Origin of the sequence: Streptomyces sp. RKAG293, assembly GCF_023701745.1 — a bacterium.
GTDB lineage: Bacteria > Actinomycetota > Actinomycetes > Streptomycetales > Streptomycetaceae > Actinacidiphila.
In genome coordinates this window covers 8739333-8764690 of the sequence record NZ_JAJOZB010000001.1, presented here as the reverse complement: position 1 = coordinate 8764690, position 25358 = coordinate 8739333, and the positions used below count along the sequence as shown (strand labels likewise).

General features: G+C 70.7%; 24 protein-coding genes and 2 pseudogenes. 15 read left to right on the top strand and 11 right to left on the bottom strand.

Annotated elements, in window-relative coordinates; translation table 11 throughout:
• The first annotated feature begins 7 nt into the window (after positions 1-7).
• Entirely contained in the window at positions 8-712 is a 705-nt protein-coding gene (locus LNW72_RS38695) for a TetR/AcrR family transcriptional regulator (RefSeq protein ID WP_250979699.1), read from the top strand.
• Between the two features lie 92 nt (positions 713-804).
• On the opposite strand, the gene LNW72_RS38690 is transcribed toward LNW72_RS38695, so the two are convergent.
• Positions 805-2016, bottom strand: a complete 1212-nt coding sequence (locus LNW72_RS38690) for an alkaline phosphatase (protein WP_374117443.1) — start codon at positions 2014-2016, stop codon at positions 805-807.
• A gap of 386 nt (positions 2017-2402) precedes the next feature.
• Here LNW72_RS38690 and LNW72_RS38685 point away from each other — a divergent pair, with 386 nt between their 5' ends.
• Positions 2403-2993 carry a DUF6082 family protein gene (locus LNW72_RS38685; RefSeq protein ID WP_250979697.1) on the top strand — a complete coding sequence of 197 codons (591 nt, stop codon included), beginning with the start codon at positions 2403-2405 and terminating at the stop codon, positions 2991-2993.
• A gap of 44 nt (positions 2994-3037) precedes the next feature.
• Here LNW72_RS38685 and LNW72_RS38680 read toward each other — a convergent pair whose 3' ends face one another.
• Both LNW72_RS38680 and LNW72_RS41885 read right to left on the bottom strand, forming a co-directional pair.
• Complete coding sequence (locus LNW72_RS38680) at positions 3038-3871, bottom strand: SDR family oxidoreductase (protein WP_250979696.1); 834 nt, start codon at positions 3869-3871, stop codon at positions 3038-3040.
• 225 nt (positions 3872-4096) lie between these two features.
• Positions 4097-4519 (bottom strand): L,D-transpeptidase, encoded by a 423-nt coding sequence (locus tag LNW72_RS41885; RefSeq protein ID WP_250979695.1) that lies wholly within the window; start codon positions 4517-4519, stop codon positions 4097-4099.
• An 81-nt stretch (positions 4520-4600) separates the two neighbouring features.
• On the opposite strand from LNW72_RS41885, the gene LNW72_RS41880 reads away from it, so the two are divergent.
• Positions 4601-4951, top strand: a complete 351-nt coding sequence (locus LNW72_RS41880) for a hypothetical protein (protein ID WP_250979694.1) — start codon at positions 4601-4603, stop codon at positions 4949-4951.
• 155 nt (positions 4952-5106) lie between these two features.
• Here LNW72_RS41880 and LNW72_RS38665 read toward each other — a convergent pair whose 3' ends face one another.
• Complete coding sequence (locus tag LNW72_RS38665; protein ID WP_250979693.1) at positions 5107-6033, bottom strand: ALF repeat-containing protein; 927 nt, start codon at positions 6031-6033, stop codon at positions 5107-5109.
• Between the two features lie 537 nt (positions 6034-6570).
• On the opposite strand from LNW72_RS38665, the gene LNW72_RS38660 reads away from it, so the two are divergent.
• The 6 genes from LNW72_RS38660 to LNW72_RS38635 all read left to right on the top strand — a co-directional run bounded on the left by LNW72_RS38660 (position 6571) and on the right by LNW72_RS38635 (position 11993).
• Positions 6571-7683 carry a hypothetical protein gene (locus LNW72_RS38660; protein WP_250979692.1) on the top strand — a complete coding sequence of 371 codons (1113 nt, stop codon included), beginning with the start codon at positions 6571-6573 and terminating at the stop codon, positions 7681-7683.
• Between the two features lie 161 nt (positions 7684-7844).
• Positions 7845-8795: a helix-turn-helix transcriptional regulator gene (locus tag LNW72_RS38655; RefSeq protein ID WP_250979691.1), complete on the top strand. Its 951-nt coding sequence runs from the start codon at positions 7845-7847 to the stop codon at positions 8793-8795.
• Positions 8792-9529 (top strand): SDR family oxidoreductase, encoded by a 738-nt coding sequence (locus tag LNW72_RS38650; protein WP_250979690.1) that lies wholly within the window; start codon positions 8792-8794, stop codon positions 9527-9529. The genes LNW72_RS38655 and LNW72_RS38650 overlap by 4 nt, the downstream gene beginning before the upstream one ends.
• 93 nt (positions 9530-9622) lie before the next feature.
• The gene (locus tag LNW72_RS38645) at positions 9623-10246 is read left to right on the top strand and encodes a TetR/AcrR family transcriptional regulator (RefSeq protein WP_250979689.1); all 624 of its coding nucleotides are present in this window, start codon (positions 9623-9625) and stop codon (positions 10244-10246) included.
• Positions 10243-11100, top strand: a complete 858-nt coding sequence (locus LNW72_RS38640; protein ID WP_250979688.1) for an alpha/beta fold hydrolase — start codon at positions 10243-10245, stop codon at positions 11098-11100. Before LNW72_RS38645 ends, LNW72_RS38640 begins: the two co-directional genes overlap by 4 nt.
• Positions 11101-11243: 143 nt before the next feature.
• Positions 11244-11993: an SOS response-associated peptidase gene (locus LNW72_RS38635; RefSeq protein WP_250979687.1), complete on the top strand. Its 750-nt coding sequence runs from the start codon at positions 11244-11246 to the stop codon at positions 11991-11993.
• 45 nt (positions 11994-12038) lie between these two features.
• Here LNW72_RS38635 and LNW72_RS38630 read toward each other — a convergent pair.
• Together LNW72_RS38630 and LNW72_RS38625 are read right to left on the bottom strand one after the other, a co-directional pair.
• A pseudogene (locus LNW72_RS38630) lies at positions 12039-12224 on the bottom strand (methyltransferase domain-containing protein); the annotation flags it as partial.
• 36 nt (positions 12225-12260) lie between these two features.
• Positions 12261-12839 carry a dihydrofolate reductase family protein gene (locus tag LNW72_RS38625; RefSeq protein WP_250979686.1) on the bottom strand — a complete coding sequence of 193 codons (579 nt, stop codon included), beginning with the start codon at positions 12837-12839 and terminating at the stop codon, positions 12261-12263.
• A 325-nt stretch (positions 12840-13164) separates the two neighbouring features.
• Between LNW72_RS38625 and LNW72_RS38620 the strand changes: the two genes are divergently transcribed.
• The gene (locus LNW72_RS38620; RefSeq protein WP_250979685.1) at positions 13165-13572 is read left to right on the top strand and encodes a YciI family protein; all 408 of its coding nucleotides are present in this window, start codon (positions 13165-13167) and stop codon (positions 13570-13572) included.
• An 8-nt stretch (positions 13573-13580) separates the two neighbouring features.
• Positions 13581-14726 carry an RNA polymerase sigma factor gene (locus LNW72_RS38615; protein ID WP_250980472.1) on the top strand — a complete coding sequence of 382 codons (1146 nt, stop codon included), beginning with the start codon at positions 13581-13583 and terminating at the stop codon, positions 14724-14726.
• 33 nt (positions 14727-14759) lie between these two features.
• Here the strand turns inward: LNW72_RS38615 and LNW72_RS38610 are convergent, their stop codons facing one another.
• From LNW72_RS38610 to LNW72_RS38600, 3 genes are all read right to left on the bottom strand, one after another.
• Positions 14760-15626 (bottom strand): NAD-dependent epimerase/dehydratase family protein, encoded by an 867-nt coding sequence (locus LNW72_RS38610; protein WP_250979684.1) that lies wholly within the window; start codon positions 15624-15626, stop codon positions 14760-14762.
• A 129-nt stretch (positions 15627-15755) separates the two neighbouring features.
• On the bottom strand, positions 15756-16616 hold the full coding sequence (locus tag LNW72_RS38605; protein ID WP_250979683.1) for a LysR family transcriptional regulator: 861 nt from the start codon (positions 16614-16616) through the stop codon (positions 15756-15758).
• 101 nt (positions 16617-16717) lie between these two features.
• Positions 16718-17746 (bottom strand): cation diffusion facilitator family transporter, encoded by a 1029-nt coding sequence (locus tag LNW72_RS38600; RefSeq protein ID WP_250979682.1) that lies wholly within the window; start codon positions 17744-17746, stop codon positions 16718-16720.
• A 248-nt stretch (positions 17747-17994) separates the two neighbouring features.
• Between LNW72_RS38600 and LNW72_RS38595 the strand changes: the two are divergent.
• Positions 17995-18114: pseudogene (locus tag LNW72_RS38595) on the top strand (RidA family protein); the annotation flags it as partial.
• Between the two features lie 154 nt (positions 18115-18268).
• Entirely contained in the window at positions 18269-18574 is a 306-nt protein-coding gene (locus LNW72_RS41875) for an STAS domain-containing protein (RefSeq protein ID WP_250979681.1), read from the top strand.
• Between the two features lie 15 nt (positions 18575-18589).
• On the opposite strand, the gene LNW72_RS38585 is transcribed toward LNW72_RS41875, so the two are convergent.
• Positions 18590-19114: a helix-turn-helix domain-containing protein gene (locus tag LNW72_RS38585; protein ID WP_308402119.1), complete on the bottom strand. Its 525-nt coding sequence runs from the start codon at positions 19112-19114 to the stop codon at positions 18590-18592.
• 68 nt (positions 19115-19182) lie between these two features.
• Between LNW72_RS38585 and LNW72_RS38580 the strand changes: the two genes are divergently transcribed.
• Positions 19183-19854, top strand: coding sequence for a nitroreductase family protein (locus tag LNW72_RS38580; RefSeq protein WP_250979680.1), 672 nt, complete (start codon positions 19183-19185; stop codon positions 19852-19854).
• A 258-nt stretch (positions 19855-20112) separates the two neighbouring features.
• Here LNW72_RS38580 and LNW72_RS38575 read toward each other — a convergent pair whose 3' ends face one another.
• Positions 20113-23472: a S8 family serine peptidase gene (locus LNW72_RS38575; RefSeq protein ID WP_250979679.1), complete on the bottom strand. Its 3360-nt coding sequence runs from the start codon at positions 23470-23472 to the stop codon at positions 20113-20115.
• A gap of 238 nt (positions 23473-23710) precedes the next feature.
• Here LNW72_RS38575 and LNW72_RS38570 point away from each other — a divergent pair, with 238 nt between their 5' ends.
• Complete coding sequence (locus LNW72_RS38570; protein ID WP_250979678.1) at positions 23711-24979, top strand: Tat pathway signal protein; 1269 nt, start codon at positions 23711-23713, stop codon at positions 24977-24979.
• The last annotated feature ends 379 nt before the right edge of the window (positions 24980-25358 follow it).

Below are 25358 nucleotides of genomic sequence, written 5' to 3'. Positions count from 1 at the left end.
ACACGCCATGGCCCCGCCAACCCTGCGCGAGCGCCGCCGGGCCGCCGCCACCCAGGAGATCCTGGACGCCGCGGAGCATCACATCACCGAACACGGACCCGCGGCCCTGTCCCTGCGAGCGGTCGCCCGCAGCCTCGGCATGACGGTGCAGGCGCTCTACCACTACTTTCCGAGCCGGGACGCTCTCGTCACGGTGCTCGTCACCAAGGCGTACGACGACCTGGCCGATGCCGTGCAGGCTGCCGTCGACACCGTGGCGGACGACTCGGCTCTGCCGCGCCTGGTGGTCGCCGCCGAGGGCTACCGCCGGTGGGCCATCGCCCATCCCGAGCGCTTCCAACTCCTGTACGGAACGCCGCTGCGGGACTACGCGGCACCCACCGACGGCCCGACCACCCAGGCGACGCGCCGGATGAGCTCGATCTTCGAGCGCGAGATGTTCGCGGGTTTCACCGCAGCGCAACTCGCCGCGGCCGACGCCCCCGCGCTCTCGCCCTCACTGCGCACGTACCTGGAACAGCTCCCGCACTACGGTCTGGGATACCTGCCGCCCCCCGCGACCGCTCTGCTGCTGAGCGCGTGGGGACATCTGCACGGCCTGGTCGTCCTGGAGGTGTTCGGGCACACCGCGTTCCTGGGCGACCAGCAGGCCGAGATCTTCCGCATGGCCATGCGGAACCTGCTGGAGGACGTCCACCGCCGGATCCCGTGAAGGCTGCCCTTCAGGGCTGCCGGCCGTTCACGCACACGAGGCCGGGCCCCGCAGATCCTCTCCGCGGGGCCCGGCCTTGTGCGATGGGTCGTTCAGCGGCGGGGTGCCAGCACCTGGGCGAGCACGTCGTGCACGTAGGTGTTGGGGTGCTTGCCGGAGAAGCGGTCGGACAGCGGACCGCTGGCCGTCACCGGCACGTCCACGCTGGTGTGACCCGACGTCGTCCAGTCCAGGGTGAACGTCCTGCTGCTGCCCGCGATGGTGAACGGGCCGTCCTCCGCGGAGATGGCGGTTCCGGACTCGTCGTTGGGGTCGTTCTCCTCCACCGCCAGACCACCGGTCTCGTGGTCACCGGTGACGACCAGCAGGGTGTCGGGGTGGGTGGCGACGTAGGCGCGGGCGACCGCGACCGTCTTCTCCAGCTGCTGCATCGACTGCAGGAGACGGGCACCGTTGTTGGCGTGCGCGAACTCGTCGGTGCCCTCTTCCTCGACGAACAGGAAGAAGCCCTTCCTGTTCTTGTCCAGCGTCGTCAGGGCCTTGGTGGTCATGGTCGCGAGATCGACCACCGGGCTGTAGACATCGCCCTGGCCCTCGGGCCGCTGCTGGAACATCTCCTCGTTGCTGAACAGGCCGAGGAGCTTGCCGCCCTTGGCCTTGTCCAGCTGCTTGGCGCTGGAGACGTACGTGTAGCCGGCCCGCTGGGCCTTGTTGATGAGGTTGCCCTTGGTGCCGAGGCTGCCCTCGGTCGGGTCCTCGGCGGGCTTGTCCTGGAACGCGCCGGGGGTGCCCTTGGGCAGCCACCAGTCCTCGCCGCCGCCGAGGATGACGTCCGGCTTGCTGACGTCGAGGTACTGGCGGGCGATCTCGTCCTGCGCCGACCGGTTCGCGGTGTTGGCGAAGAACGCGGCCGGGGAAGCGTCCGTGACCTGTGCGGTGGTGACCAGACCGGTGGACTTTCCGGCCGCCTTGGCCTGCTGGCCCAGCGTCGCCAGCGGGTTGCCGTCGACGTCGACGCTGATCGCGCCGTTGTACGTCTTCTCCCCGGTGGCCCACGCCGTCGCGGCCGCCGCGGAGTCCGTCACCACGGACTTCGGGTCGTGCGGCGTGGTGGTCAGCTGACCGGACGCGGTGAGCTTGTCCATCGCCAGCTGCCCGTCCAGGCCGGCCAGGTGCAGCCGGGCCGCCTCGCGGGCCGCGGCCCCCATGCCGTCACCGTTGATGAAGATGACGTTCTTCGCCTGGGTCCTCGCCTGCGCGCTCGGCGCGGTGGCGGAGGCACCCATCGTCGGGCTGATCACCATGGTCACCGACGCCGCGGCCACCGCCGCCACCAGGGGCGCACCCCAACGTCGTGCATTATGCAACCGCCCGCTCACGGAACCTCCATAGACACTTGACTATCTCTTGACCCCCTGAACGTAGAGAGCGATGGGGTATCACAGCTGAACGCCGTGCATCCGCAGGCGGAACGTCCGGGGCCCTCGACACACGGCGCAGCCGGCTCGCGGTCGGTCGCGGTGCGCACCATCAGCGCCGCCGTGCCCCTTGTCACCGGTTCCCCCCGGAACGGCTTGGGGGTAGCTCCGCGTCGATAAGGTCAAGGACGGTTTCCGAGCAGAGGTGGGTCCAGGTGTTAGGAACGACAAGGACCAGGAGGGAAATCGGGACGGCCACGGCCTACTTGGCCGTGAGCGGTCTCCTTTTCCTGGGACTCATTCTCATCACCCCGTTCTTCCTCCGAGCGGTCGGACCGTCGGGAACCGACTGGGCGAAACTGAGCGAGATCAGTCAGACGTACGGTGCCGTATCGGTTCCCCTGTCGATGGTCGCGCTCGCCGGCGTCATCGCATCCCTGGCGTACCAGGCGAGGCAGACGCGTATCGCCCAGGCGGAAACCAACCGGAGCAGCCACCGCGAACTGGTGTTGCTGGCCATCTCCAAGCCCGAACTCCGGCAGTGCTGGGAACCGCCGGTAGTCGCCATGACCACCGCGGAATGGGAGCGCATCGCCTTCACGAATCTGATCCTGAGCGGCTGGGAGAACGCATACCGCCTCGGCTCACTCACCGATGTCCAACTGCGCCTCATGCTCACAGGACACTTCAGGGGCGGCCCCGCACGCACCCACTGGAGCCAGGCCCGGACCGGGTGGCTCGAACTCGCGGAAGAAGCGAGGGACCGCCGCGCCCACAGCTTCGCGGTGATCGCCGAGGAGTGCTTTCAAGCGGCAGTTGCCGCGGGTGCGGCGGTAGCCGGCGATGACTATTTCGCTCAGTAGCGGAGGACGATCGTCCGGCCGCCGCTAGGCAGGGGGTGCCGCCGCTAGGCGGGAGGTGGGCCCTGCGCGAGGATTCGGGCTGCGGCCAATTCCTCGCGGGCTTCCTGTTCGGCCAGGTCCAGATAGCCGTACGCGTCGTCGCCGACGGGGATCCGCAGGGGCGTGGGCGCGGCGGTGGCGACGATGTCGAGGACCCGTGCCGCGAAGTCCTCGGGGCGGCCGGTCTCCGGGTTGTCGGCGAGGCCGCGGGAGCCTTCGAGCATCTCGCGGTTCGTCCCGTCGTAGGCGGGGACCCGATGGCCCGCTTCGGTCATGGACGTGCCGTAGCGCGTGGCGAACATGCCCGGTTCGAGCACGGTGACGCGGATGTTGTGCGGGGCGGCCTCGATGGCCAGTGCCTGGCTCATGCCTTCGAGGGCGTGCTTTCCGGCGACGTAGGCGGCCAGGCCCGGGAAGGCCATCCGGCCGACCACGGAGGAGACGTTGAGGATGTGACCGTGCCCCTGGGCCCGCATCAACGGCAGGACGAGGCGGGTGAGCCGCCAGGGGCCGACGAGCAGGGCCTCCAGCTGGTCGCGCAGTTCGGCGTCCGAGACTTCCTCGACCGCGCCGAACAATCCGACGCCGGCGTTGTTGACGAGGATGTCGATACCGCCGAGGCGGTCCACCGCGATACGGACGGCCTCGTCGCACGAGGCGGCGTCACGTAACTCGAGGGGGATGGGGGTGATACGGCCGCGCCAGGCGGCCGCCAGTTCCTCCAGGTCGGCGGTCTTGCGGGCGGTGACCGCCAGTTCGTCCCCGGCCCTGGCCGCGGCCGTGGCCAGGGCGTACCCGAGGCCGGAGGAGCATCCCGTGACCAGCCAGCGTCGTCCCATCGTTCCCCCGTCAAGACTGAGTTGTTCCGGATGATCGTGGCGCCCCGCAGTGACCGACATGCCGTCACCGCTCCCACGGAGTCGTGGTCGCACGCGGTCGCGGCGGCCCGGTCGATGGCAGCAGTTCATGGTCTGGGGGGTTCCGGTGCACGGTCACCCCTCCCGCGGGGGCGCACGGAGGCGCCCGGGCGCACAGACGGGCGCCCCCGCACCGACAGCGACGGGTCAGAGGGCGCTGAGGCCCAGCCACGCGGACCACGGGACGTTCCAGTCGCCGTAGCCGTTGCCGGCGACGACCTGGTCCTTCGATCCGGTGACGCGGACGATGTCGCCGGGGATGACCTGCTCGAAGAAGCGGCGCGCCGTTCCGTCGTCGGCGAGGCCGATGCAGCCGTGGGTGACGTTGCGGTGGCCGCCGTACGTGTTGGCCTTGGGGTTCTCGTGGAGGTAGGTCCCCGACGTCGTGAGGTGGACGGCGTAGTTGTACCGCCCGAGGTAGGCGGTCGAGGGCGGCCCGGGACGGCCGGGCCTGCGTGGCCTTGGCCGCGGTCGGCGCGGCGCCCGCGGTGGCCGCGGTGGCGGGCCCCCTGCGCTCCGCTGCGGCGCGCGACTGCCGCGCTGGCGGCACCGCGGTTGCTCCCGTCGCACCAGCCGCCGGCCCCGCCCGCCGCGTCGGCACCACCCGCCCCGCGTCAGGACCCGAGCCCTTCCCGGACCGGGCGGGCGACGGTGTCCCTCGATCTGAGCCGGCAGCGGGTCACCGTCGACCGGGGCGGACACCAGGTCCGGTCGATCCCGGTGGCCGTGCGGAGCTCCTCGCCGGCGGAGCGGCTGACCGTGGTGTCCAAGTCCGCCGAGCGCAGCGTGCCCGCGCCCGCGGTCGGCCCCGGCGAACAGTACGACTACCGGGCCCAGTGGGTGGTGGAGCTGACGTCGGACGACGGTGCGCCCGTCCTGCTGCTCGCGTGGCCGTTCAAGTCGCCACGCGACGGCCAGATCGAAGTGCCGCTGAGCGAGTACGCCCAATGGCTCTACCAGCAGCTCGAGATCGGCGACACGATCACCGTGCACCACGGATGAGCCAGCACACTCGACAGCCCGGACCGCGGTCCTCCCCTGCCCGGGCTCCGAGGAACGGCTCGACTCCGCATCCAGACCAGGAGTCCTGACTCGGACTCCTGACTCGGAGTCCTACCTCGGACTACTGACTCGGACTACTGACTCGGAGTCCTGGCTCAGCGGCCGGTGAACGGGCGGCGGCGGTTCACGAGAACCAGACCGGCGCCCGCGCCGAGGGCGACGACGGCACCGCCGACGGCCCACTGCGGGGTGTCCCCGGCGCCGGTGGAGGCCAGCTCGGTGCCGCTGTTCCCCGCGGGGGCGGCGGCGTTCGGCTGGGACGCCACGACGGCAGCGGGCTTGCCACTGGTCTCCGTTCCCGGCTTCGGCTGGCCACCGGTGGTCGGCTTGCCGGTGGTCCCGGTTCCCGGCTTCGGCTTGCCGCCCGTGCCGGGCGTCGGGGTGGGCTTGTTCTTGGCCGCGTCCTCGGCAGCCTTGTCCTTGGCGCGGGCCTCGTACTGGCCTACTTCGAGGAAGTACTTGATGCTTTCGGGTGTGCCGCTGCGCAGTGCGGCGATGCCGGCCTCACGCACCGCGGGGCCGCCGGAGTTGACGATCCGGGCGACCCGGACCCGGTCGTCCTGAAGGCGGGCCTGATACTGGCCGACCTCGAGGAAGTACTTGATGGCTTCGGGAGTGTTGGCGGTCAGCGCGGCTTCGCCGGCCTCCTGCAGTCCGGGGCCGCCGTCGCTGATGATCCGGGCGATCCGGACCCGGTCGTCGTGAAGGCGAGCCTGATACTGGCCGACCTCGAGGAAGGACCGCAGGTCCTCCGGAGTACCGTCGAGCGCCTTCTGCGCCGCTTCCCGCACGGCCCGGCCGGTGTTCTTGTCGGCGAGCATCCTGAGGATCGCGACCCGGTCGTCGTCCACGGAGGAGTCCGAACCCTGGGCGGGACCGGCCGGCTTCGTGTCCGGGGCCGTGTCGGGCGTCGAGGTGGTGACCGGCTGCGCGCCTTCGGCGGCGACCGCCGGAGAGGAGAAGAGCACGGCCGGTGCTATCGCGGCCGCGGCGACGATCGCCGAAATGCGGGCCAGCTTCATCTGGTGAACCTACTTTTATGAGAAAAGTCTGAGAATGTCACCACAGAATAAGCCTGATTTGATCTTCTCTTGACCATAGCCGATCTCTCCCACCATCCCGCTCCGGGAGTGGATCTGTTCTCCCGGGAGGGTGGCGCTGGGGTCAGGGCGACGGGACGATGGGGAACGGGCGGTATCCCCTGGCCCACGATCCATGCCGCGGGTACAGGGACGAACGTGAGGGGGGTCATGCGCAGCTACGGCCGTGTGGTGATCGGCAAACTCGGCTGCGCCGTGCTCCTGTGTTTTCCGGTTCCACTTGCCCTCATCGTGGGACTTGGCGCCTGGCGTGCGGGCGAGGACTGGGCCTGGATCGCGCTCGCCATCGGAGGAGTCGGCCTGCTTGCGATTCCTCTGCCGACACTCCGGTACACACGCAGCACATTCCCCCGGATCACGCGCAGGGACCGGCTGAAGGACCGAAGCGTCCCCTACGGGGACGACACCTTCGTGCTGTTGGCTCCTCGGCCGGAACGGAGCTCGGCACAGGCGCGGTTGGTGCGGGCGGACGTCCTGGAGGCGTCGCTCGTGCGCTACGACCCCGAGGGCGGGGCGGGGTTCACCACCTACGGCGGCGGGCTCGCCCCCGACGAGTTCACGCCGCTGCTCAGGATGCGGCTGCGCGTGCACGACGGCGACGAGACCGAGGTCTCCGACCGGTTCGAGACCACGGGCGAGTGGCGGGTGCCGTCCCTGTGCCTGTCGGCGGTCACCGCGGGCCGGCTGGCCGTGCTCGTCGATCCAGACCGTCCTGCAAACCCGGCCGATCCGCGGGTCCCCGGCCGGGTCACCCCGCTCTGGCCGCAGAGCGCCCTGCTGGCGGGCACGAGAACCTGCCGATTGATCGGCCTCGACGGCCGGCTGACCGAGGTGACCCGGCACCCCGTGCGCCAGTTGCGCCAGATGCGGATCTCCCGGGAGGCCGGGGGCATCGTGATGGCCGGCGACACGATCGATCTGCGGCACCTGGACCCGGCCGTCGCGGCGCGCTACACCGCCGTGGCCGACCAGGACCGCGCCACCCCCGAGGACCGGGCGCCGGCGACCGAGCCGGGCGAGGAGTCCCGGTGGCTCGTGGACGGCCTTCCGGGTGAGAGGGCCGGGTTCGGTTCCGTCGGCCGCCGGTGGTCACGCCGCGGTGGCGTGCTGGTGCGGGCGCGGTTCCTGCAGATGACCGCCACCCACACCTTCCAGACCCACGGGCCGGTCCTCGACACGGTGCTGCGCATCCATCCCTCCGACGGCACACCCGCGTTCGACGCCGCCCGGCGGCTGACGGTGCCGATGAACTACCTCGCCGTCCTGCACCGCACCCGGGAGGTCGTCCTGTACGCCGACCCGAAGGGCAGGTCGTTCGTCGTCGACTGGGCCCGCACCAACCTCCTCGCCGGCACCACCGCGGCCACGGTCATCACCCCCGACGGCCACGAACTCCCCGTCACGGGCCGCCCCGATGTGATCTGGGCCCTGATGAACCTGCTCGCCTCCGACGGCCTGTCGAACCCGACCCCCGTCCTGGACCTCCGCAAGCACCGCGTGAGCGCGGTGGCAGGGGCGGTGATGGACGCGGTGCGGGGCAGCGCGTCCGAGGTGGGTGCGGGACGGGGATAGCCCGTATTGAGCTGAGCCATGAGGTCCCCCGGGGATGGGGCACGCCGCCGCGGTAGCACACGGCCCTTGCCTCCCGCCGCCACGGACTCCGGCTCGGGTGGGGGCAGCGCACCCCCCTTCGGCGCTCGTTTCGCCGACGACGCGGCCATAGCCTCGACGTCATGGAGATCAACACGGGCAACATGCTCGGCCAGTACCTCAGGGCCAGGCGCGAGGTGCTCAGGCCGGAGGACGCCGGACTGCTCGACTCGACCAGGCGCCGGGTACGCGGGCTCCGCCGCGAGGAGGTCGCTCGGCGGGCCGGTGTCAGCACCGACTACTACATTCGCCTCGAACAGGGCCGCGAGCGCCACCCCTCGGCCCAGGTCGTGGACGCCCTGGCCCGGGCCCTGCGCCTGGACGACGACGAGCGCGCCCACCTTCACCGGCTCGCCCTTCCCCGGCCGACGGGCAGGCATGGGGGTGGCCGGTCCCGGACCGTCGGTCCGCAGCTGACGCGCATGATGACGGCATGGCCGCAGACCCCCGCGGTGGTCCTGGACCACTGCCTGTCGGTGGTCGCCGCCAACTGCCTGGGCCAGGCACTGTTCGCGGGCCACACCTACAGCGGTGACCTCGTCCGGCTGGTGTTCCTGGACCCCGACGCGCGTACCTTCTACCCGGACTGGGAGCAGGTTGCGGTCAGCACCGTCGCCGGCCTGCGGGCCGCCGTCGGAACCGAGTACGACGATCCTCAACTCCTGGAGGTCGTCGGGGAGCTGTCCGTCAGAAGTGAGGCGTTCCGCACGCTGTGGGCGCGCCACGACTTCCGTCGGAAGACCCACGAGAGCAAGCGGTTCCACCACCCGGTGGTGGGTGAGCTGACCTTGCACTACGAGACGTTCTCCGTGAACAGCGCTCCGGGACAGCAGCTCGTCGTCTACCACACCGATCCGGGCAGCCCCTCCGAGGAAGCCCTCGCGTTGCTCGGCAGCTACAGCGCCACCGGGCAGGCCGGCGTACCTCGACGGCCCGAACGCGAACCGCTGCCGCTCGGAACCGAGTTCGACACCCGGCGCGGGGTCACCCCTGGCGCCGACCACCCCACCGACCCCGAAACGGAGTCTGCATGAGCACCCCCGCACCTTCCAAGGTCGTCCTGATCACCGGCGCCAGCAGCGGCATCGGCCGGGCAACCGCGCTGCGGCTTGCCCGCGAAGGACACCGAGTGGTGCTCGGCGCCCGCCGCCAGGAGCGGCTCGCCGAGGTCGTCGACGAGATCGCGGCCACCGGCGGCACGGCCGAGGCATGCCGCCTCGACGTGAGCGACCGTGCGTCGGTGGCCGCGTTCGTCGACACGGCCGTCGAGCGCCACGGCCGCATCGACGTCCTGGTCAGCAACGCCGGGGTGATGCCGCTGTCGCGCCTCGACGCCCTGCTCACCGATGAGTGGGATCGCATGATCGACGTCAACGTCCGCGGCCTGCTCCATGGAATCGCCGCCGCGCTGCCGCACTTCCAGCGGCAGCACAGCGGCCACTTCGTGACCGTCGCCTCGATAGGAGCCCACCAGGTCGTACCCACCGCGGCCGTCTACTGCGCGACGAAGTACGCCGCATGGGCCGTCACCGAGGGGCTGCGCCTCGAACTCGAGCCTGCCATCCGTGTCACCACCCTCTCCCCCGGCGTAGTGGAATCCGAACTGGCCGACTCCATCAGCGACCCCCGGGCCCGCGAGGCGATGCGCACGTACCGGGCCGACGCCATTCCGGCGAGCAGCATCGCCGATGCCGTCTCGTACGCGATCGGCCAACCCCCGGAGGTCGACGTCAACGAGATCGTCATCCGGCCGACCCGCCAGCGCTGACCGCAGAAGCGTCTCGCCCAGTTGCTTGACTGAATCCAGAGGCCTCTCTAATTTTAGAGTATTCTCTAAGTTGAAGCGAAGGGGTGTGGGCGTATGCAGACGGTCGAAGGCGGGCTGCGTGAGCAGCACAAGGCCCAGCGAAGGCTCCGGATCCTCGACGCGACGCGCGAGCTCCTGCGGGACGGCCCGGAGGCGGTGATCAGTACCGAGCGGATCGCCGAGCGAGCGCAGGTCGCTCCAGCCACCGTGTACAACCTGATCGGACCGCGCGACAAGATCTGGGAGGCGCTCGCCACCGGGTTCATGGACGAACTCGAGCGCCGCCTGGCGGCGCTCGGAGCCGGTGACCCGCGGGAGGTCGTCAGGTCGACCGTCCAACTGTTCGTGGACGACCCGGTCGTGTCGCGTCGCATGGTGCGTGAGTGGGAGGAAAGCGGGCTCGTGCTCGACCGCAGCCCGCTCACCCAGCTCCGTCAGGCGATGGTGGACGCCCGGACCCGAGGCCTCCTGCGCGCCGACATCGACGCGGACGCCTTGGCCGCCGCCGTCGCCACCGCGTGCGTGGGTGCGCTGCATCAATGGGTCGCCGGCCTGATCGATGACGACCGGTTCCTCGCGCGTGCTCTGTTCGCGCTGGACGTCGCGCTCGCCGCGGCGGCCGCGGATGCCTACCGCGACCGACTCCTGGCGCCGCTGCGCACCCGGAGCGCGGTATGACGGCCGGCGCACTGCCGCGGCCCCGGATTTTCGTGGGCCGCGGCGGGATCCTGCTCACGGCGAGTGTGTGGGGTGAGGCGTCCTCGCCGCCTCTTGTCCTGCTGCACGGCGGCGGCCAGACGCGCCACGCCTGGGATCGGACCGGCCCTCGACTGGCCGCACTCGGGTGGCGGGTCATCGCCCCGGATCTGCGCGGGCACGGCACCAGCGGATGGTCGGCCGATGGTGACTACGACCTCGGCCTGTTCGCCGGGGACGTCCGGGCGCTCGTCGCCGAAGTCGGCGACCGGCCGGTGCTCGTCGGTGCCTCGCTCGGCGGCCTCAGTTCGCTGCTCGCCGCCGGAGAGGCACCCAGGTCGGCGATTCGCGCGCTGGTGCTCGTCGACGTCGCCCATCGACCGGACCCCCGCGGGGTTCGCCGCATCGTCGAGTTCATGCGCCGCGAGCCCGACGGATTCGCCAGCGTCGGGGAAGCGGCCGCGGCGGTCGCCGCCCATCTGCCGCATCGCCAGCGTCCGGACGACCCCGAGGGGATACGGAACAACCTGCGACGCCACGACGGTCGCTGGGTCTGGCACTGGGACCCCCGGATGCTGGACAGCTTCGAGGGCCGGACGGATCCGCCCGGCATGGCGGACCGTCTCCTCGACGCCGCGCGCCACGCCGACGTGCCGATCCTGCTCGTCCGCGGCGGGGTCAGCGACGTGGTGCGCGAGGACATCGCCGACGAGTTCTGCGACAGGGTTCCCACCGCACGGCGCGTCGATGTGGCCGGCGCGGGGCACATGGTGGCCGGCGATCGGAACGAGCACTTCATCGATGCGGTCATCCCGTTCCTGGAAGGCATCGGGTAAGGGCCTCCGCTGGGATCAGGGCGCCCGCGCGGTGCCTCGGCAGCAGTCGACGGCCGCCCTGGGATCCTCCCCGGTCGGCGGCCGACGTGAACGTGGTGACGGAATGCCGGGTGAGGGTCCGCGGGCGTGGCAGGGTAGGTGACATGTGTGGCCGATACGTCTCCACCCGTACCCCGCAGGACCTGGCTCCCCTGTTCCAGGTCACCGCTCGGCATCCCGAACAGATCCTCGCGCCGAGTTGGAACGTCGCTCCGACGGATGACGTGTGGGCGGTGCTGGAGCGCGCCGACCACGAGAGCGGCGAGCTGGTGCGACAGCTGAGGCCACTGCGGTGGGGCCTGGTGCCGTCCTGGGCCAAGAGCCTGGGCGTCGGCGCGAAGATGATCAACGCCAGGGTGGAGACGGTGCACGAGAAGCCCGCCTACCGTCGCGCGTTCGCCAAGCGGCGCTGCCTGCTGCCGGCGGACGGCTTCTACGAGTGGCAGGCCGTCCCGGCGACGGACAGCGCGAAGGCGCACAAGCAGCCGTACTTCATCAGCCCCGAGGACGGGGCGGTGATGGCGATGGCGGGACTGTACGAGTTCTGGCGCGACCCGGAGATCGCCGAGGACGATGACCCGGCGGCGTGGTGGATGACCTGCACCATCATCACCACCGAGGCCACCGACCTGGCCGGCCGGATCCACCCGCGCATGCCGCTGGCCATCGCCCCGGCCGACCACGACGCCTGGCTCGACCCGACCCACCAGGACCCGCACGACCTCCGGGCACTGCTGGCCACTCCCGCCGACGGACATCTCGACACCCGGGCGGTGTCCACCGCGGTCAACAGCGTCCGCAACAACGGGCCGCAGCTCCTCGACGCCCCACCGGCGGATTCCGGCACCGGGTGAAGTGCGGCTCTCCTCGCAGGATCGTCGTCGCCTCGGTCAGAGAGTCGCCGGCTCGGTTGTGCGGGGCGACGCGTCGATGCCGAACACCGCCGGCCCCAACTCGGCGAGATGTGCGGAGACATGGCCGGGCCCGCACCCCAGGTCCGCGACCCGACCGCCCCCGCTCTCACCGACGACCTCGGTGAAGGCCCCCAGGATCGCGCGGTCCAAGGGCCTGTTGCACAGCTCGTCGTTCGGCCGTTTTCCGGGGTGGGTGCGGGGGTCGGCTCAGGCGTGCAGGGTGGGCCGGTAGGTGAGCTCCTGGATGTGGGCGTCGAGCGTGCGGCTCTCGATCAACTCGAGGTCGAAGTCGGCCGCGCCCTGGAAGATCGGATCCAGACCGTTCTTACCGGTGATCACAGGGAAGAGCGTCACCTGGACGCGGTCGACCAGACCGGCGGCCATCAGCGCCCGGTTCATCGACAGGCTGCCGTGCGAGCGCAACGGCACCTCGGACTCCTCCTTGAGCCGGGCGACGACGTCGACGGCATCGCCGCTCACGATGTTCCCCTCCGGCCAGTCGAGGGGGCCTTCCAGCGTGGTCGACACCACCGTTGTCGGCAGGCTCCTCATCCGCGTGACCCAGGGGTCACGCACATCGGAGTCCTCGGTGCTCGCGGCCAGCATCTGCGCGAACAACCGATATGTGTTGGCCCCGAAGACCATCCGCTGCTCCTCGGCGTACAGGCCCAGGCGGTGATCGAGGAGCTCGGGGCCTTGCTTGCCCCAGTAGCCGGTCCAGTCGCCACTGGCGCCGCCGAAGCCGTCGAGGCTGGAAAAGACGTCGAATGTGTAGGTGGCGGTCATGATGCTCTCCTCAGGTGCCGCTGTTGATGACGTGCTGGGAATACAGACCGGCGATCACTGCGAAACTCATCGCCCTGGGACTTCTGGAGTCCGGCCGCCCCGGCCTTGATGGCCCTCCTGCGACTCCCGTGCGTCTCATGCCGCACTATGTGCGGACGATCCATGCCACATCAGTCAGGACACTCGGCTCGGTCCTCCGTTCGGCGGACACCCGCGGCCCCGTGGCAAAAAAAGATCGGCCCGCGATGTCGAGAACCTGTGTCCGGCTCCGTCCCCGCGGTGAAGGCGACCACAATGGGTCGCACCAGTACCGAGGAGAACCACGATGGCCAAGTACCTGCTGCTGAAGCACTACCGAGGCGCCCCGGCTCCGGTCAACGACGTGCCCATGGAGAAGTGGACGCCGGAGGAGGTCACGGCGCACGTGCAGTACATGAACGACTTCGCGGCCCGGCTGGTGAAGACCGGCGAGTTCGTCGACAGCCAGGCGCTCGCCCCCGACGGGGTGTGGGTCCGCTACGACCGTGAGGGGCGCCCGCCGGTCACCGACGGCCCGTTCGCCGAGACGAAGGACCTCATCGCGGGGTGGATGGTGATCGACGTCGACAGCTACGAGCGTGCCGTCGAACTGGCCGGGGAACTGTCGGCCGGGCCCGGGGCGGGCGGGAAGCCGATCCACGAGTGGCTGGAGCTGCGCCCGTTCCTGGGCGCGCAGCACACCATCACGGAGTGACCACATCGATGGATGAGGCCCTGCTACGGAGCCTCACACCGAGCGTGCTCGGGATCCTCGTCCGCCGCGGAGCCGATTTCGCGGCGGCCGAGGACGCCGTGCAGGACGCGCTGGTCAAGGCCATGAGCGTCTGGCCGGCCGACCCGCCGCGGGACCCGAAGGGCTGGCTGATCACCGCGGCCTGGCACCGGTTCCTCGACGCGACCCGGGCGGATGCCGCCCGCCGGCGGCGTGAGGACGTCGTCGACGAGGAACCGGCGCCGGGACCCGCGCCATCGGTGGACGACACGCTCCAGCTCTACTTCCTGTGCGCCCACCCGTCGCTGACACCGTCGTCCGCGGTCGCGCTCACGCTGCGCGCCGTCGGCGGGCTCACCACCCGGCAGATCGCGCTGGCCTACCTGGTGCCCGAGGCGACGATGGCGCAGCGCATCAGCCGGGCCAAGCGCACCGTCTCCGGCGTGCGCTTCGACCAGCCCGGCGACGTCGCCACCGTGCTGCGCGTCCTGTACCTGGTCTTCAACGAGGGCTACTCCGGAGACGTCGACCTCGCCGCGGAGGCCATCCGGCTCACCCGGCAGCTCGCGGCCGCGATCGACCACCCCGAGGTGGCGGGGCTGCTCGCCCTCATGCTGCTCCACCACGCCCGGCGGGCCGCCCGGACCGCGCCCGACGGCAGCCTGGTGCCGCTCGCCGAACAGGACCGCGGCCGGTGGGACACCCGGTCGATCGCCGAGGGCGTCGAGATCCTGCAGGCGGCGCTCGCCCGCGACCGGCTGGGCGAGTTCCAGGCCCAGGCCGCCATCGCGGCACTCCACGCCGACGCGCTCACCGCCGAGGAGACCGACTGGGTGCAGATCGTCGAGTGGTACGACGAACTCACCCTCCTGACCGACAACCCGATCGTCCAGCTCAATCGCGCGGTGGCCGTCGGCGAAGCGGACGGACCGCGCGCCGGGCTGACGGCCCTCGTCGCACTGGACGAATCGCTGCCCCGCCACACCGCGGTGGCGGCGTACCTCCACGAACGCGAGGGCGACCTGACGACGGCGGCACGACTGTACGCCGAGGCAGCGCAGAAGGCCCCCAACCTCGCCGAGCGCGACCACCTCACCCGCCAGGCAGCCCGTCTCAACACCCACCGGAGGCACTGACGATCGGAGCATCCGCAGGAGGGAGCGGTCGGCTCAGCTCTGCGAGAGTTCGGCCAGGGCATCGAGCCGGGTGGGGGTCCAGCCGAGCTCGCGTCGGGCGCGGGCGCCGGTGAACCGCTGCTCGAGTGCGAACGCTTCCGCGATCGGACCCATCTGCCGCAGTGCCTCGTCCAAGCTCAGCGAACGGATCCGGCCGGGGCATCCGGCGGCTCGGCTGAGGGCGGTGGTGATGTCCGCCAGCGGGAGGTTCTGTCCGCTCGCCCCGGCGTAGCGGGACCCCGCCGGGGCGTTCAGGGCCCGGACGTACAACTCGGCGATGTCGTCGACGTGGACCAGCGCCCAGTGGGCGGAGCCGTCCCCGATGCAAGGGACGGCACCGGCGGCGCGCCCCGGCTCGACGAAGAAGGACTGGGCCAGTCCACCGGATCGGCCGTAGACCAGTCCGGGCATCACCACCACCGGATGCTCCCCGGTGGCGGCTCGTGCCAGCACGCGCTTCTCGTTCCGCAGCCGCCAAGCGGTGATCTGCGGCGGGGCGAGCGGGGCGTCCTCGTCCACGACCCCGTCGGTGTCGCCGTAGACCCACACCCCGCCGGTGTGAACGTACGGGCGGCTGCCTGCGCCGTCCTGCATTGCCTCCGCCGCGGCGCGGTCGACCTCCGCGGTGCCCTCGGAGTAGTCCACCCCGAGGTGGATCACCGCATCGGCGCCTGCGGCGGCCTCCCGCAGGACGCCGGTGTCGGTGAGCGCCCCCGCGACGGGGGTGGCGCCCAGGTCGGCGACCGTACGCGCGGACTGTTCGCTGCGCGCAAGAGCCGTCACCTCGATGCCGTTCCTGATCAGTGCCTGGATGGTGGAGCGGCCGAGGTAGCCGGAGCCGCCGGTGAGAAAGACCTTCATCGCTTCGGTCCTGTCGGGTGTCGGGGTCGGGGGTCTGATGCGGTGGGAAGTGCGCCGCTCCTCCACCCTGCGGCCGACCGGACGTGAGCGTCCAAGGCCCTTTCTGTCAGCTGTGATGCCCTCAGGGCATCAGTGCTGCGCAGCAGCGATGTCAGCGAACTCGGGCACCAGCGGAGAGCGCCGGTCCGCACTCCAGGCGAGGCAGACCTCGTTGGGGCCGATGTCGTCGATCGGCACATGGGCGACATCGGTATGGGTGTAGTAGGCCGCCGTCGACAGCGGGAGGACCAGAACGCCGCCCGAGGTCGCGACGTGCTCCAGCTTCTCCTCGACCGTGCGGAAGACAGGCCACGATCCTGCCTCCCCCGCGCTGGTGCGGCCGGGAAGGTCGCGCCACTCGGGGACCGCGTCGGGGTCCTGGAGCAGTTGCTCGGCGGCGAGGTCCGCGATCACGAGGGACTGCTTGCCGGCCAGGCGGTGGAGCGCGGGAAGGACGGCGACCCGCGGCTCGTGGAACAGCGGACGCAGCGTCAGGCCACGGTGCTCGACGGGCAGGCGTACGAAGCTCACGTCGAGGATTCCCTCGTGCACCGACTGCACCTGGGTGTCCCAGGATGTGCGCACCACCTGCACGTCCAGCTCGGGGTGCCTGGCGGTGAACTCCCGCACGGCCCGCGTCACGGTGATCCCGGGCATGAAGCCGACGGTGAAGGTCGCCGCCCCGTGCCCGACTTGCTGGACCCGGAGAACGAGCGCCTGCGCGGAGGCCAGCAGGGGCCGCGCGTCCTCCAGCAGTTGCCCGCCCGCGGCGGTCAGCTCGGTGGCCTGCCTGCCCCGGGTGAAGAGCTGTGCGCCCACTTCGTGCTCCAGGGCGCGGATCTGGCGCGAGAGCACCGGCTGGGTGATGTGCAGCCGCTCCGCCGCACGGCCGAAGTGTGACTCCTCGGCCACCGCCACGAAGTAGCGCAGCTTGCGCAAATCGACATCCACGACATCTCCCACGGTACCGACAGCAACCGCCTCACCCTAGTCCTCAGGGCCTTGCGCGGTGCCGCACGCGCCGCCGGCCGCAACCCGGGAGGCCGGGAAGGTCAGTGGTCGTGGGGGCCGGGGCGGTGGACGGGTCCGTGGGCGTCGTCGCAGTGCGGGTCCTGGTCACCGACGGGCAGTGCGGTGATCTGCAACAGGTCCGAGGAGTCCTCCTCGCCGACGTGGTCGACCTGCAGCGTCGCGTGCTCGATGCGGTACTCGTCCTGCAACAGCTGCCGCAGCGTACGGCGTACGGCGTGGCAGTCCTTGCCGGGCTGGACCAGCACGTGGGCGGACAGGGCGTTCTGGCCGGAGGTGATCTGCCAGACGTGCAGGTCATGGATCTCCACGACGGAGTCCTGGGCGGCGAGCCGGTCGCCGAGGGCGTCGGGGTCCACGCCGACGGGCGCGGCTTCGAGGAAGATCCGTGCCGAGTCGCGGATCAGTCCGTACCCGGCCTTGAGCATCAGCGCGACGACGAGAAGGGAGGCGATGGCGTCCGCGCGCTCGAAACCGGTGGTCAGCACGATCGCTCCGGCGACTGCGGTGGCGATGAAGCCGAACAGGTCGGTGAGGATGTGCTGGTAGGCGCCCTCGACGTTCAGCGAGGTGCGGTTGGCCTTGGAGATCGACCAGGTCGCGACGAGGTTGACCGCGACGCCGACCAGGGCGGTGGCCAGGACCAGGCCGCCGGTGACGGCCGTCGGGGTGATCAGCCGGTGGACCGCCTCGTAGCCGAGCCACACCGACAGGAGCAGCAGAGTCAGACCGTTGGCCTGCGCGGACAGGATCTCCACCCGCTTGAGACCGTAGGTGTAGTGCCCCTTCGCCGGCCTGGCCGCCAGGCGCATCGCGACGAGTGCCAGCACGATCGAGACGACATCGGTGAGCATGTGCGCGGCGTCCGAGATCAGCGCGAGGGAGTTCGCGGCCACGCCGATGACGACCTCGGCGCACATGAACACAGCGATCAGCACCAGGGCGATCGTCAGCCACCGCCGGTCCGCATCCGCGGTGACTCCGTGCGAGTGCCCCGCATGACCGCCCCCACCGCCGGGTCCGGCGGCGTGATCATGCTCGTGGTCACTCACAAGGCCTCCAAGGTGTGCGGACGGGTGCGGCTGGGGTCAAGTGAACCGCAGCAATGCCGCTTCCACCAAAGGTTGCAATGGGGACCGTTACCACTGTCACCTGCGGCGATGTCCCAGCCGTCGCGGCACACCGAACGGTGCGGCGGTTTCCCTCAGGTGGCCGCGACGGCGCGGGGACCCAGGGGCGGACCTTCGCCGTCCCCGTCGCCTCTCCCGCGCCATGAAGGAACCCGAGCCGGGTGCGCCCTCCCGGCGACTTCGCCGCCCAGGTCGAGCGCTCCGTCGCCAACCTGCGCAGCGCGCTCGCCGGCGTCGGACTCGGCCTGGAACATGTCGTACGACTCGGCTCGTACATCGTCGACCACGACCCAGCGCTGTTCGCATCACGCCGAGGCTGTGGCAAGATTGTTGTCTTACGACAACAGATCATTTGGAGCGACCGTGGAAGCTACGTCCGCCCCCGTTCCACGGGGCGCCCGCCTGACGGTTTCCCTCGCTCTGGGCGAACCCAGTGTCGTTACGGTGGCCGGGGAAGTGGACCTGAACGGGGTCGGTCCGGTGCGGGACGCGGTGGATCGCGCCCTGGACCATCACCCCCATCTGGTCCTCGACCTGGCCGGCGTGAGCTTCGGCGACTCCACCTTCCTCAGCACCCTGCTGCAGGCCCGCCTCCACGCGCTGGAACGCTCCGGGAGCGTGATCCTGCTGGCTCCCAGCACCCCGGTTCTGCGGGTACTGACCATCACCGGCGCCCTGGAGTTGTTCCTGGTCATGGGCCAGGAAGAACTCCGGCAGGCGGAGCTCCGCCGGGACCTCGGCGTCAGCTAGGGCCTGTCCGGTCGATCATGGGCGGCCCAGGCGTCGTCTGGTGCGGTGCCTCGCAAGGCGCCGGAGCGCCCGCATACCGGTTGTATTCGGGCGTTTCGGCAACGCCGCGAGGGGCCGTGCCAGGCGGCGAAGGGGCCGTTCGTGATCGGCCGGACAGGCCCTAGCCCCACGCGCCTGTCGCCGCGCGTCTTCGATCTCGTTGATGTGATGCTCCGTCCACTGCCGGAGCGCACTGATGGGCTCGGCCAGGCTGCGGCCGAGCGATGTGAGGTCGTAGTCGACCCGGGGCGGGATGGTGGGATGGATCGTGCGGGTGACGAACCCGTCGGCCTCGAGACTGCGCAGGGTCTGAGTCAGCATCTTCTGCGAGACGCCCTCGATGCGCCGACTGAGCTCGGTGTATCGCATGGTGCCCTCGGTGAGGGCGTCCATGACCAGGATCGTCCACTTGCCTGCGATGTGGTCGAGCACCTGGCGGGTCGGGCACTTCGCCGAGAAAGCGTCGGCCGGCAGTCCTGAGGACTCCACGGTGGTCTTCATGAACGGAGAGTAGGGCACTAATTAGTGCCCTCTTCCCGTTGGAGATCCGCTCTCCAATAGTGACTCACATGACGCATCCCACCATGTCCGTTGCCGAAGCGATCCTCACCCGCCGCACCGTCCGCCACTACCGGCCCGATCCCGTCCCTGCCGCCGCCCTCGACCGCCTGGTCGCTCTCGCCGTAGAAGCGCCCACCAGTTGGAACCTCCAGGATCGATCGGTCGTCGCTGTCACCAGCGACGAGGTCCGGAAGGGTCTGGCCCTGGCCACCGGCGGTCAGCCCCAGCCGCAGGAGGCACCCCTCATGCTGGTCTTCGTCGCCGAGCCCGCATCCTGGCGCGACGACCACAGCGACGTCCATGAACTGGCGCTCCGCAACGGAGCGTGGAGCGATGAGTTCGCCACGATGTTCTCCGCGGCGGCACACGCGTTCCAGGAGGACCTCGAGGAACGCGGCCTGCTGCGTGAGTACGCGGTCAAGGACGCCATGATCGCGGCCACCTACGTCATGCTCGCCGCCACCGAGATGGGGCTGGCCACCTCCCCGATGAACGGCTGGGACGAGCTCCAGGTGAAGCAGGCGATCGGCATCGGTGATCGCGACGACCTGGCGATCGCGCTGCTCGTGTCCGTCGGATATCCGGCGGAGGAACGACGCCATCCCGGCCGCCGGGACCGGGAACGCAACGTCTTCCACGAGTCGTACGGATCGCAGGGGAATACCGCGCGGGTCGGCTAGGGCCTGTCGTCTGGATCTCCGCGGCGTCGCGGTGTCCAGCACGCACATCTGCCGCGTTGTCGTCGGTCGACGACGCTCCGCGTCGCCTCCCTCCTCCGCCTTACAGCTGCACGCACCGGACACCGCTCCTTCCCCCACGGAGATCCAGACGACAGACCCTAGTGCCGCCTCCGGGGGCGCGCATCCGGCCCGGCCCCGCGAGGTGCGGGGCCGGGCCGGAACGTTCGTCGGCGCCATGCGGTGGTCACCGTCGTGCGGTCACCTCACGGCGGCGAGCCGGTAGGCGTTCGTGATCGTCTCCCGGACGGTGTTGCCGGCCTTGTCCTTCAGGTCCACCTGGAGGGACACGGTCCTGGCCGTCGCCGGGTGCCGCACGCTCACCGAGCGATCCCCCGTCGCGTCGGTCGTCACCGTGAGCGGCTTCCAGGTCGTACCCCCGTCGAAGGAGACCCTGACGGTCAGTGCGGCGACCTGCCCGGCCGCGGCGGCCGTGCCGCCCAACCGCAGCGGCACCTTCAGCGTGCCGCCCCCGGGCGCCGTGCCGCTCAGGCTCAGGTTCGGCGAGAACCGCACCGTCGACAGCGGCAGTTCGACCGTCCGGTCCGCGGGCGGCCGGCCCGAGGTGAACGTCCAGGCTGCGGCGACCTTCGTGCTGGTGGAGGTGTCCTCGGCGGATCGGCTCGCCTCCATGCTCAGGCGGTACACCGCGGAGGCGGCAGGAACCTCGGCGCTCAGCCAGTCGGTGGCCGACCCCTCGGCGATGACCCGGCCGCCGGACTCCAGCCGGGTGAAGCCCTCGGTGACGACGGACGAGCCCGAGTGACCGCTGCCGTCGTTGAACAGCTGGATCCTGGTGTCGATGGAGTCGCCGGACCGGAGGGCGCCCTGATCGTTCCCCGCCTCCAGCTCGGGCCCGACCACGCCGGTGTTGAAGTTCAGCGTGTGGCGCGTGGCCGGCTGGTAGGCCACCGGGCCCTCGTTGTACGCGATGCGCCCTTCGCCTTGGGCGTTGACCTGCAACGCGCTCCAGGACCAGCGCAGCCCGGCGGCACTGACGTACTGCGTGGTGGCCAGCGGCAGACTCTGCGGGTCCGGGTCCTGCACGGCGACGCCGTAGTCGTTCTCGTCCGTCGGATTCACCCAGACCAGACCCTTCGCCCCGGAGACGGATGCACCGAAGCCGAGTTTCACCTCGGCGACCTCCGCCGGGGTGACCTTGCGGGTGAGACCGGTGAACCAGCTGCCCTTTCGGGGGAAGACCAGCCGGTAGTCGACGTTCTTGCCGGCCGCGCCGGGGGTCTTCCACACGCCGCTGTACTGCGCGTGCAGCTGAGCACCGGCCGGCCCGAGCGCGGCGGTGAGGATCTGCGTCTGCCCGTCCGTGACCCAGGAGTTGCTCACTCCCGCTGCCAGGTCCTCGTATCCGACGGTAGCGCTCACCAGCCGTGCGGCCGGATCCGGGGCGGTGACGGTGAACGGCTTGGCCTTACGGGAATCGAGCGTGATCGTGGTCTTCGCGCTCAGCTTCAACACCGGCTGGACGAAGATGGCCATCCGGTCGTCCGGGCTGTAGACGAAGCTCTCCAGCTGGTAGTCGCCCTTGGGCAGCCGCTGGGTGATGACGCCCGTCGGGTTGTTCGGGAAATCAATGCGTGCCGGCAGATCCCCGCCGACCGCGGTGACCGTGGTGTAGAAGCTCAGCGGAGCCGCGCCGTTGACGTCCGTGTGCCGCAGGGTGAGTTCGTACGACTCCACCTCGCGGACGACCGCGAGGCCGGTGCGTACCGACTGGCCGTCCCCGGCGGCCAGCACACCGCCACCGAACGCACCGTCGACCGTGCCCTTACGGGTGTCGACGGTGACGGTGGTCGTCGCGCTGCCACCGGCGGGGACGGTCAGCACGGCGTCCTTGACGGTGAACATCCCGGCCGGAGCCGGGTGGCCCGCCGGGTCGGTCCCGGCCGCGCTCAGCCGCAAGGTGACGGCTTTGGCGCCGTAGTTGCGGTAGGTGAGCGACTTCGCGACCGGCTTGTCGTCGGCGTGCGGCCAGAGCTGCGTGCCGAAGGCGAGCGAGCCGGGCTCGGAGACGACGACCGCCGTGGCGGCCCGTGTCAGGTCGACCCGGCCCGCGCCCTGCTGGTACGCGTTGAGCGCCGGGTTGGGCTTCGCCGATCCGGTCAGCAGCGCCTTGATCTGGGCACCGCTCCAGGTCGGGTGCTGCTGGAACAGCAGGGCGGCGGCGCCCGCGGCGTGCGGGGCGGACATCGAGGTCCCGGACATGGTGGTGTAGCCGTTGCCCGAGGGCTCGGTGTTCTCCGTGGTCAAAGCCGCGGTGATGTCGACGCCCGGGGCGGTGAGGTCCGGCTTGGACTCCCCGGTGGCCGTCGGGCCGCAGCTGGAGAACGGCGCGAACTGGTCCTGCTTGTCGACCGCGCCGACGGTGAGCGCCGCGGGAGCGCTGCCGGGCGAGTTGATCGTGTGGGCCCCGTTGCCCGTGTTGCCCGCGCTCACCACGAACAGGGCCTTGCCGGAGAGTCGGGCGATCGCCTCCTCCATCGGATCGATGTCCAGGTCGTCGCCGCCCCCGATACTCATGTTGACGACTTTCGCGCCCTGGTCGACGGCCCACTGCATGCCGCTGACGATGCTTGAGGAGTCGCCGAAGCCGCTGTCGTCCAGGACCTTGCCGTCCAGGAGCTGCACGCCGGGCGCCACGCCCTTGTAGCGGCCTCCCGATTGCGCGCCCGACCCGGCGAAGATGGACGCCACATGCGTGCCGTGCCCGAAGCGGTCCTTCGAGTCGGGCGATGAGCTGAAGTTCTTCTCCGCCGTCTCGACGCCCTTGAGGTCGGGGTGGTTCTGGTCGACCCCCGAGTCCAGGACCGCCACCTTGACGCCCTTTCCGGTGTAGCCCGCCTGCCACATGGTGGGCGCGCCGATCTGCGGCACACTCGTGTCGAGGGCCGCGCGGACCTTCGCGTCCAGCCACAGGTGGGCGATGGGTGCCACGGGCGCGGCTCCCGCCGTACGGGCGTTCGTGCCGCCGCTGACCACCGACCACAGGGCCGTGGCGTCGGACTTGGGCGCGTTGAACGCCTCGCCGTCGACGGCGGGCAGCGGCCGGCGCTCGTGCGCGACCCCGGCGAACGCGTCGCTTGCGGCGGTCAAAGCCCCCGCTGCGGCGGCGTCCCGCCGATAGCCGACGATCAGGGGCAGCGTGGTGCGGTGCGCGTCGTCGTACTCGTCCTTGACGAGCTGGGCAACGTCGAACAGCCGCCGGTCGAGGACGCCGTCGCCGATCATGTGGAGGGCATCCTGCGGGATGACGTATGTGTGCTCGCCCTCGCGCCGCACCGAGAAGACGGTCCCCTGGCGGCCCTTGCCGCGCATGAGCTGGACGACGCGGCCGTTACCACCGACGACGACGCGGTCGCCGGTGATCAGCGTCACGGTCGCGGTTCCGGCGGCCGACGCCTTCGCCGTCGCCGTCGTGCCGTCCTGTGCGGTGGAGCCGGCGGCCCGCGCCGGCTGCGTGCCGGCCGACGCCGTCCCCGTGATCAGCGTCCCGGCCACCGCGGCAGCGAGCGCCGCCGTTCTCGCCCTTGATGTGGATCCCATCCGTGTTCCCCCGTATTCGTCTGCCCGCAAACGTGTACTCCGTTATCACGCACGGGAGTTGGCGTTCGGTTCTCGCGGGGCGCAGGCAGCTCGGAGGGAGGGCTGAGACCGGTCGGCAGCGCGGCGATGACGACGGGAGCGGGAGTGTGCGGCGGATCGCCGGCCGGGGTAGCGGGTCGGTGGTGCGGGGGGTTATCCCGATGGTGCCGACAGCTCGTGGCCTGCAGGATTGGTGCACATGACGAAGGAACAGCCGCTCAGGCAACGAACCACCCGGCGTCGCGGGCCGTGGGCCGCGGTCGCCTTCTCGGTCCTCACGATCGGCGCTCTGACCGCCGTCCTGCCCGCCGAGGCCGCCACGACCGGTGCCACAACCGCGCACCCGGCCCGCCCGGGGCTGCCCGTCCCTACGGGCAGGTTCCAGGTCAGCGAGGTGGCTGTGCACCTCGTCGACCACTCCCGGCCCGACCCGTGGCAGACCGGCCAGAACTACCGCGAACTGATGGCCACCGTTTACTACCCCACAGCTCATGCGGCGCACCACCCCGCACCGCCGTACATGCTTCCCCGTGCGGCGGAGCACTTCGACTCGGTGACCGCCAACGACTACCTCGGGATGACCCTGCCGACCGGGCGGATCGACTGGGCGGCCACGGTCACGCACGTAGCCGAGGGAGCTCCCGTTGCCGGCGGAGACGGGAAGAGGCCGGTGCTGATCTACTCCCCCGGACTGGGTGAACCCCGGACCTGGGGCACCACCCTGGTGGCGGATCTCGCCAGCCGGGGCTACATCGTGGTCACCATCGACAACACCTACGAAGCCCCGGAAGTCCAGTTCCCCAACGGATCGCTGGCCACCATGGTCACGCCGACGGATCCCAACGCGTTCATTCAGAAGTCCCTCGCCGTCCGGACCGCCGACACCGGTTTCGTACTCGACCAGTTGGGCCTGCTGAACACCGGCCGGAACCCTGACGCGGACGGCCGGCGCCTGCCGAACGGCCTCGCCGGAGCGCTCGACCTGTCCAGGGTCGGCATGTTCGGCCACTCACTGGGCGGCACCGCCGCGGCCACGGCCATGGACGCCGACCCGCGGATCCGCGCCGGCATCAACATGGACGGCAACCTGACCGACTTCGACGGCACGCTCATGCCCGTGGCCGAGCACGGACTCGCCCGGCCGTTCCTGCTGATGGGCAAGGACGGGATGACGGACACCGGCCCCGGCTGGCAGGCGTTCCGCGCCCACACACCCGGCTGGACCCGCCAGCTCACGCTGCGCGGTTCTGAGCACGCGTCGTTCACGGACGCGGAAGCGCTGCTCCCGCAGCTGGGCCTGCCCCCTGCCACCCGGACGCAGGACATCGGAACCATCGAGCCGGCCACGGCGATCCGTACCAATGAGGCCTACGTGGCGGCGTACTTCGACCACTGGTTGCGTGGGCGGAGCGGCCGGCTGCTGGACGGGCCGTCGGACCGGTACCCGGCGATGGAGTTCGTCGACTGACTCAGGGTGCGGCCCACCGTCTCGGCGATCTCGGCGAACGGCGGCCGAGGCGAGCTGGTCGAGGCAGATCCGGCAGGCGACCCGGGTCATCCAGGCCAGCGGTACCTCGATCGTGGGGTGGGCACGGCGTCGTCATCCCCCCTGGGCGACGTGCTCGGCGACGTGCTCGGCGAGCCATGCGTCGAAGGTCTGGCCGCCTCGGGGCCCGGGCCCGATCGGCAGCTGACCGCCGCCGGTCATGGCCGTGGCCATGCCCTGCGCCGGGGCCAAAGTGATCGTGCGTCACCCCGTGTTCATGTCTCTATGACGGCACAGCACCCACCGATGTGAGGTGAGCCGACCGCGGTTCCCCTTGCCACCCGCCCGGTGATCACTCTTC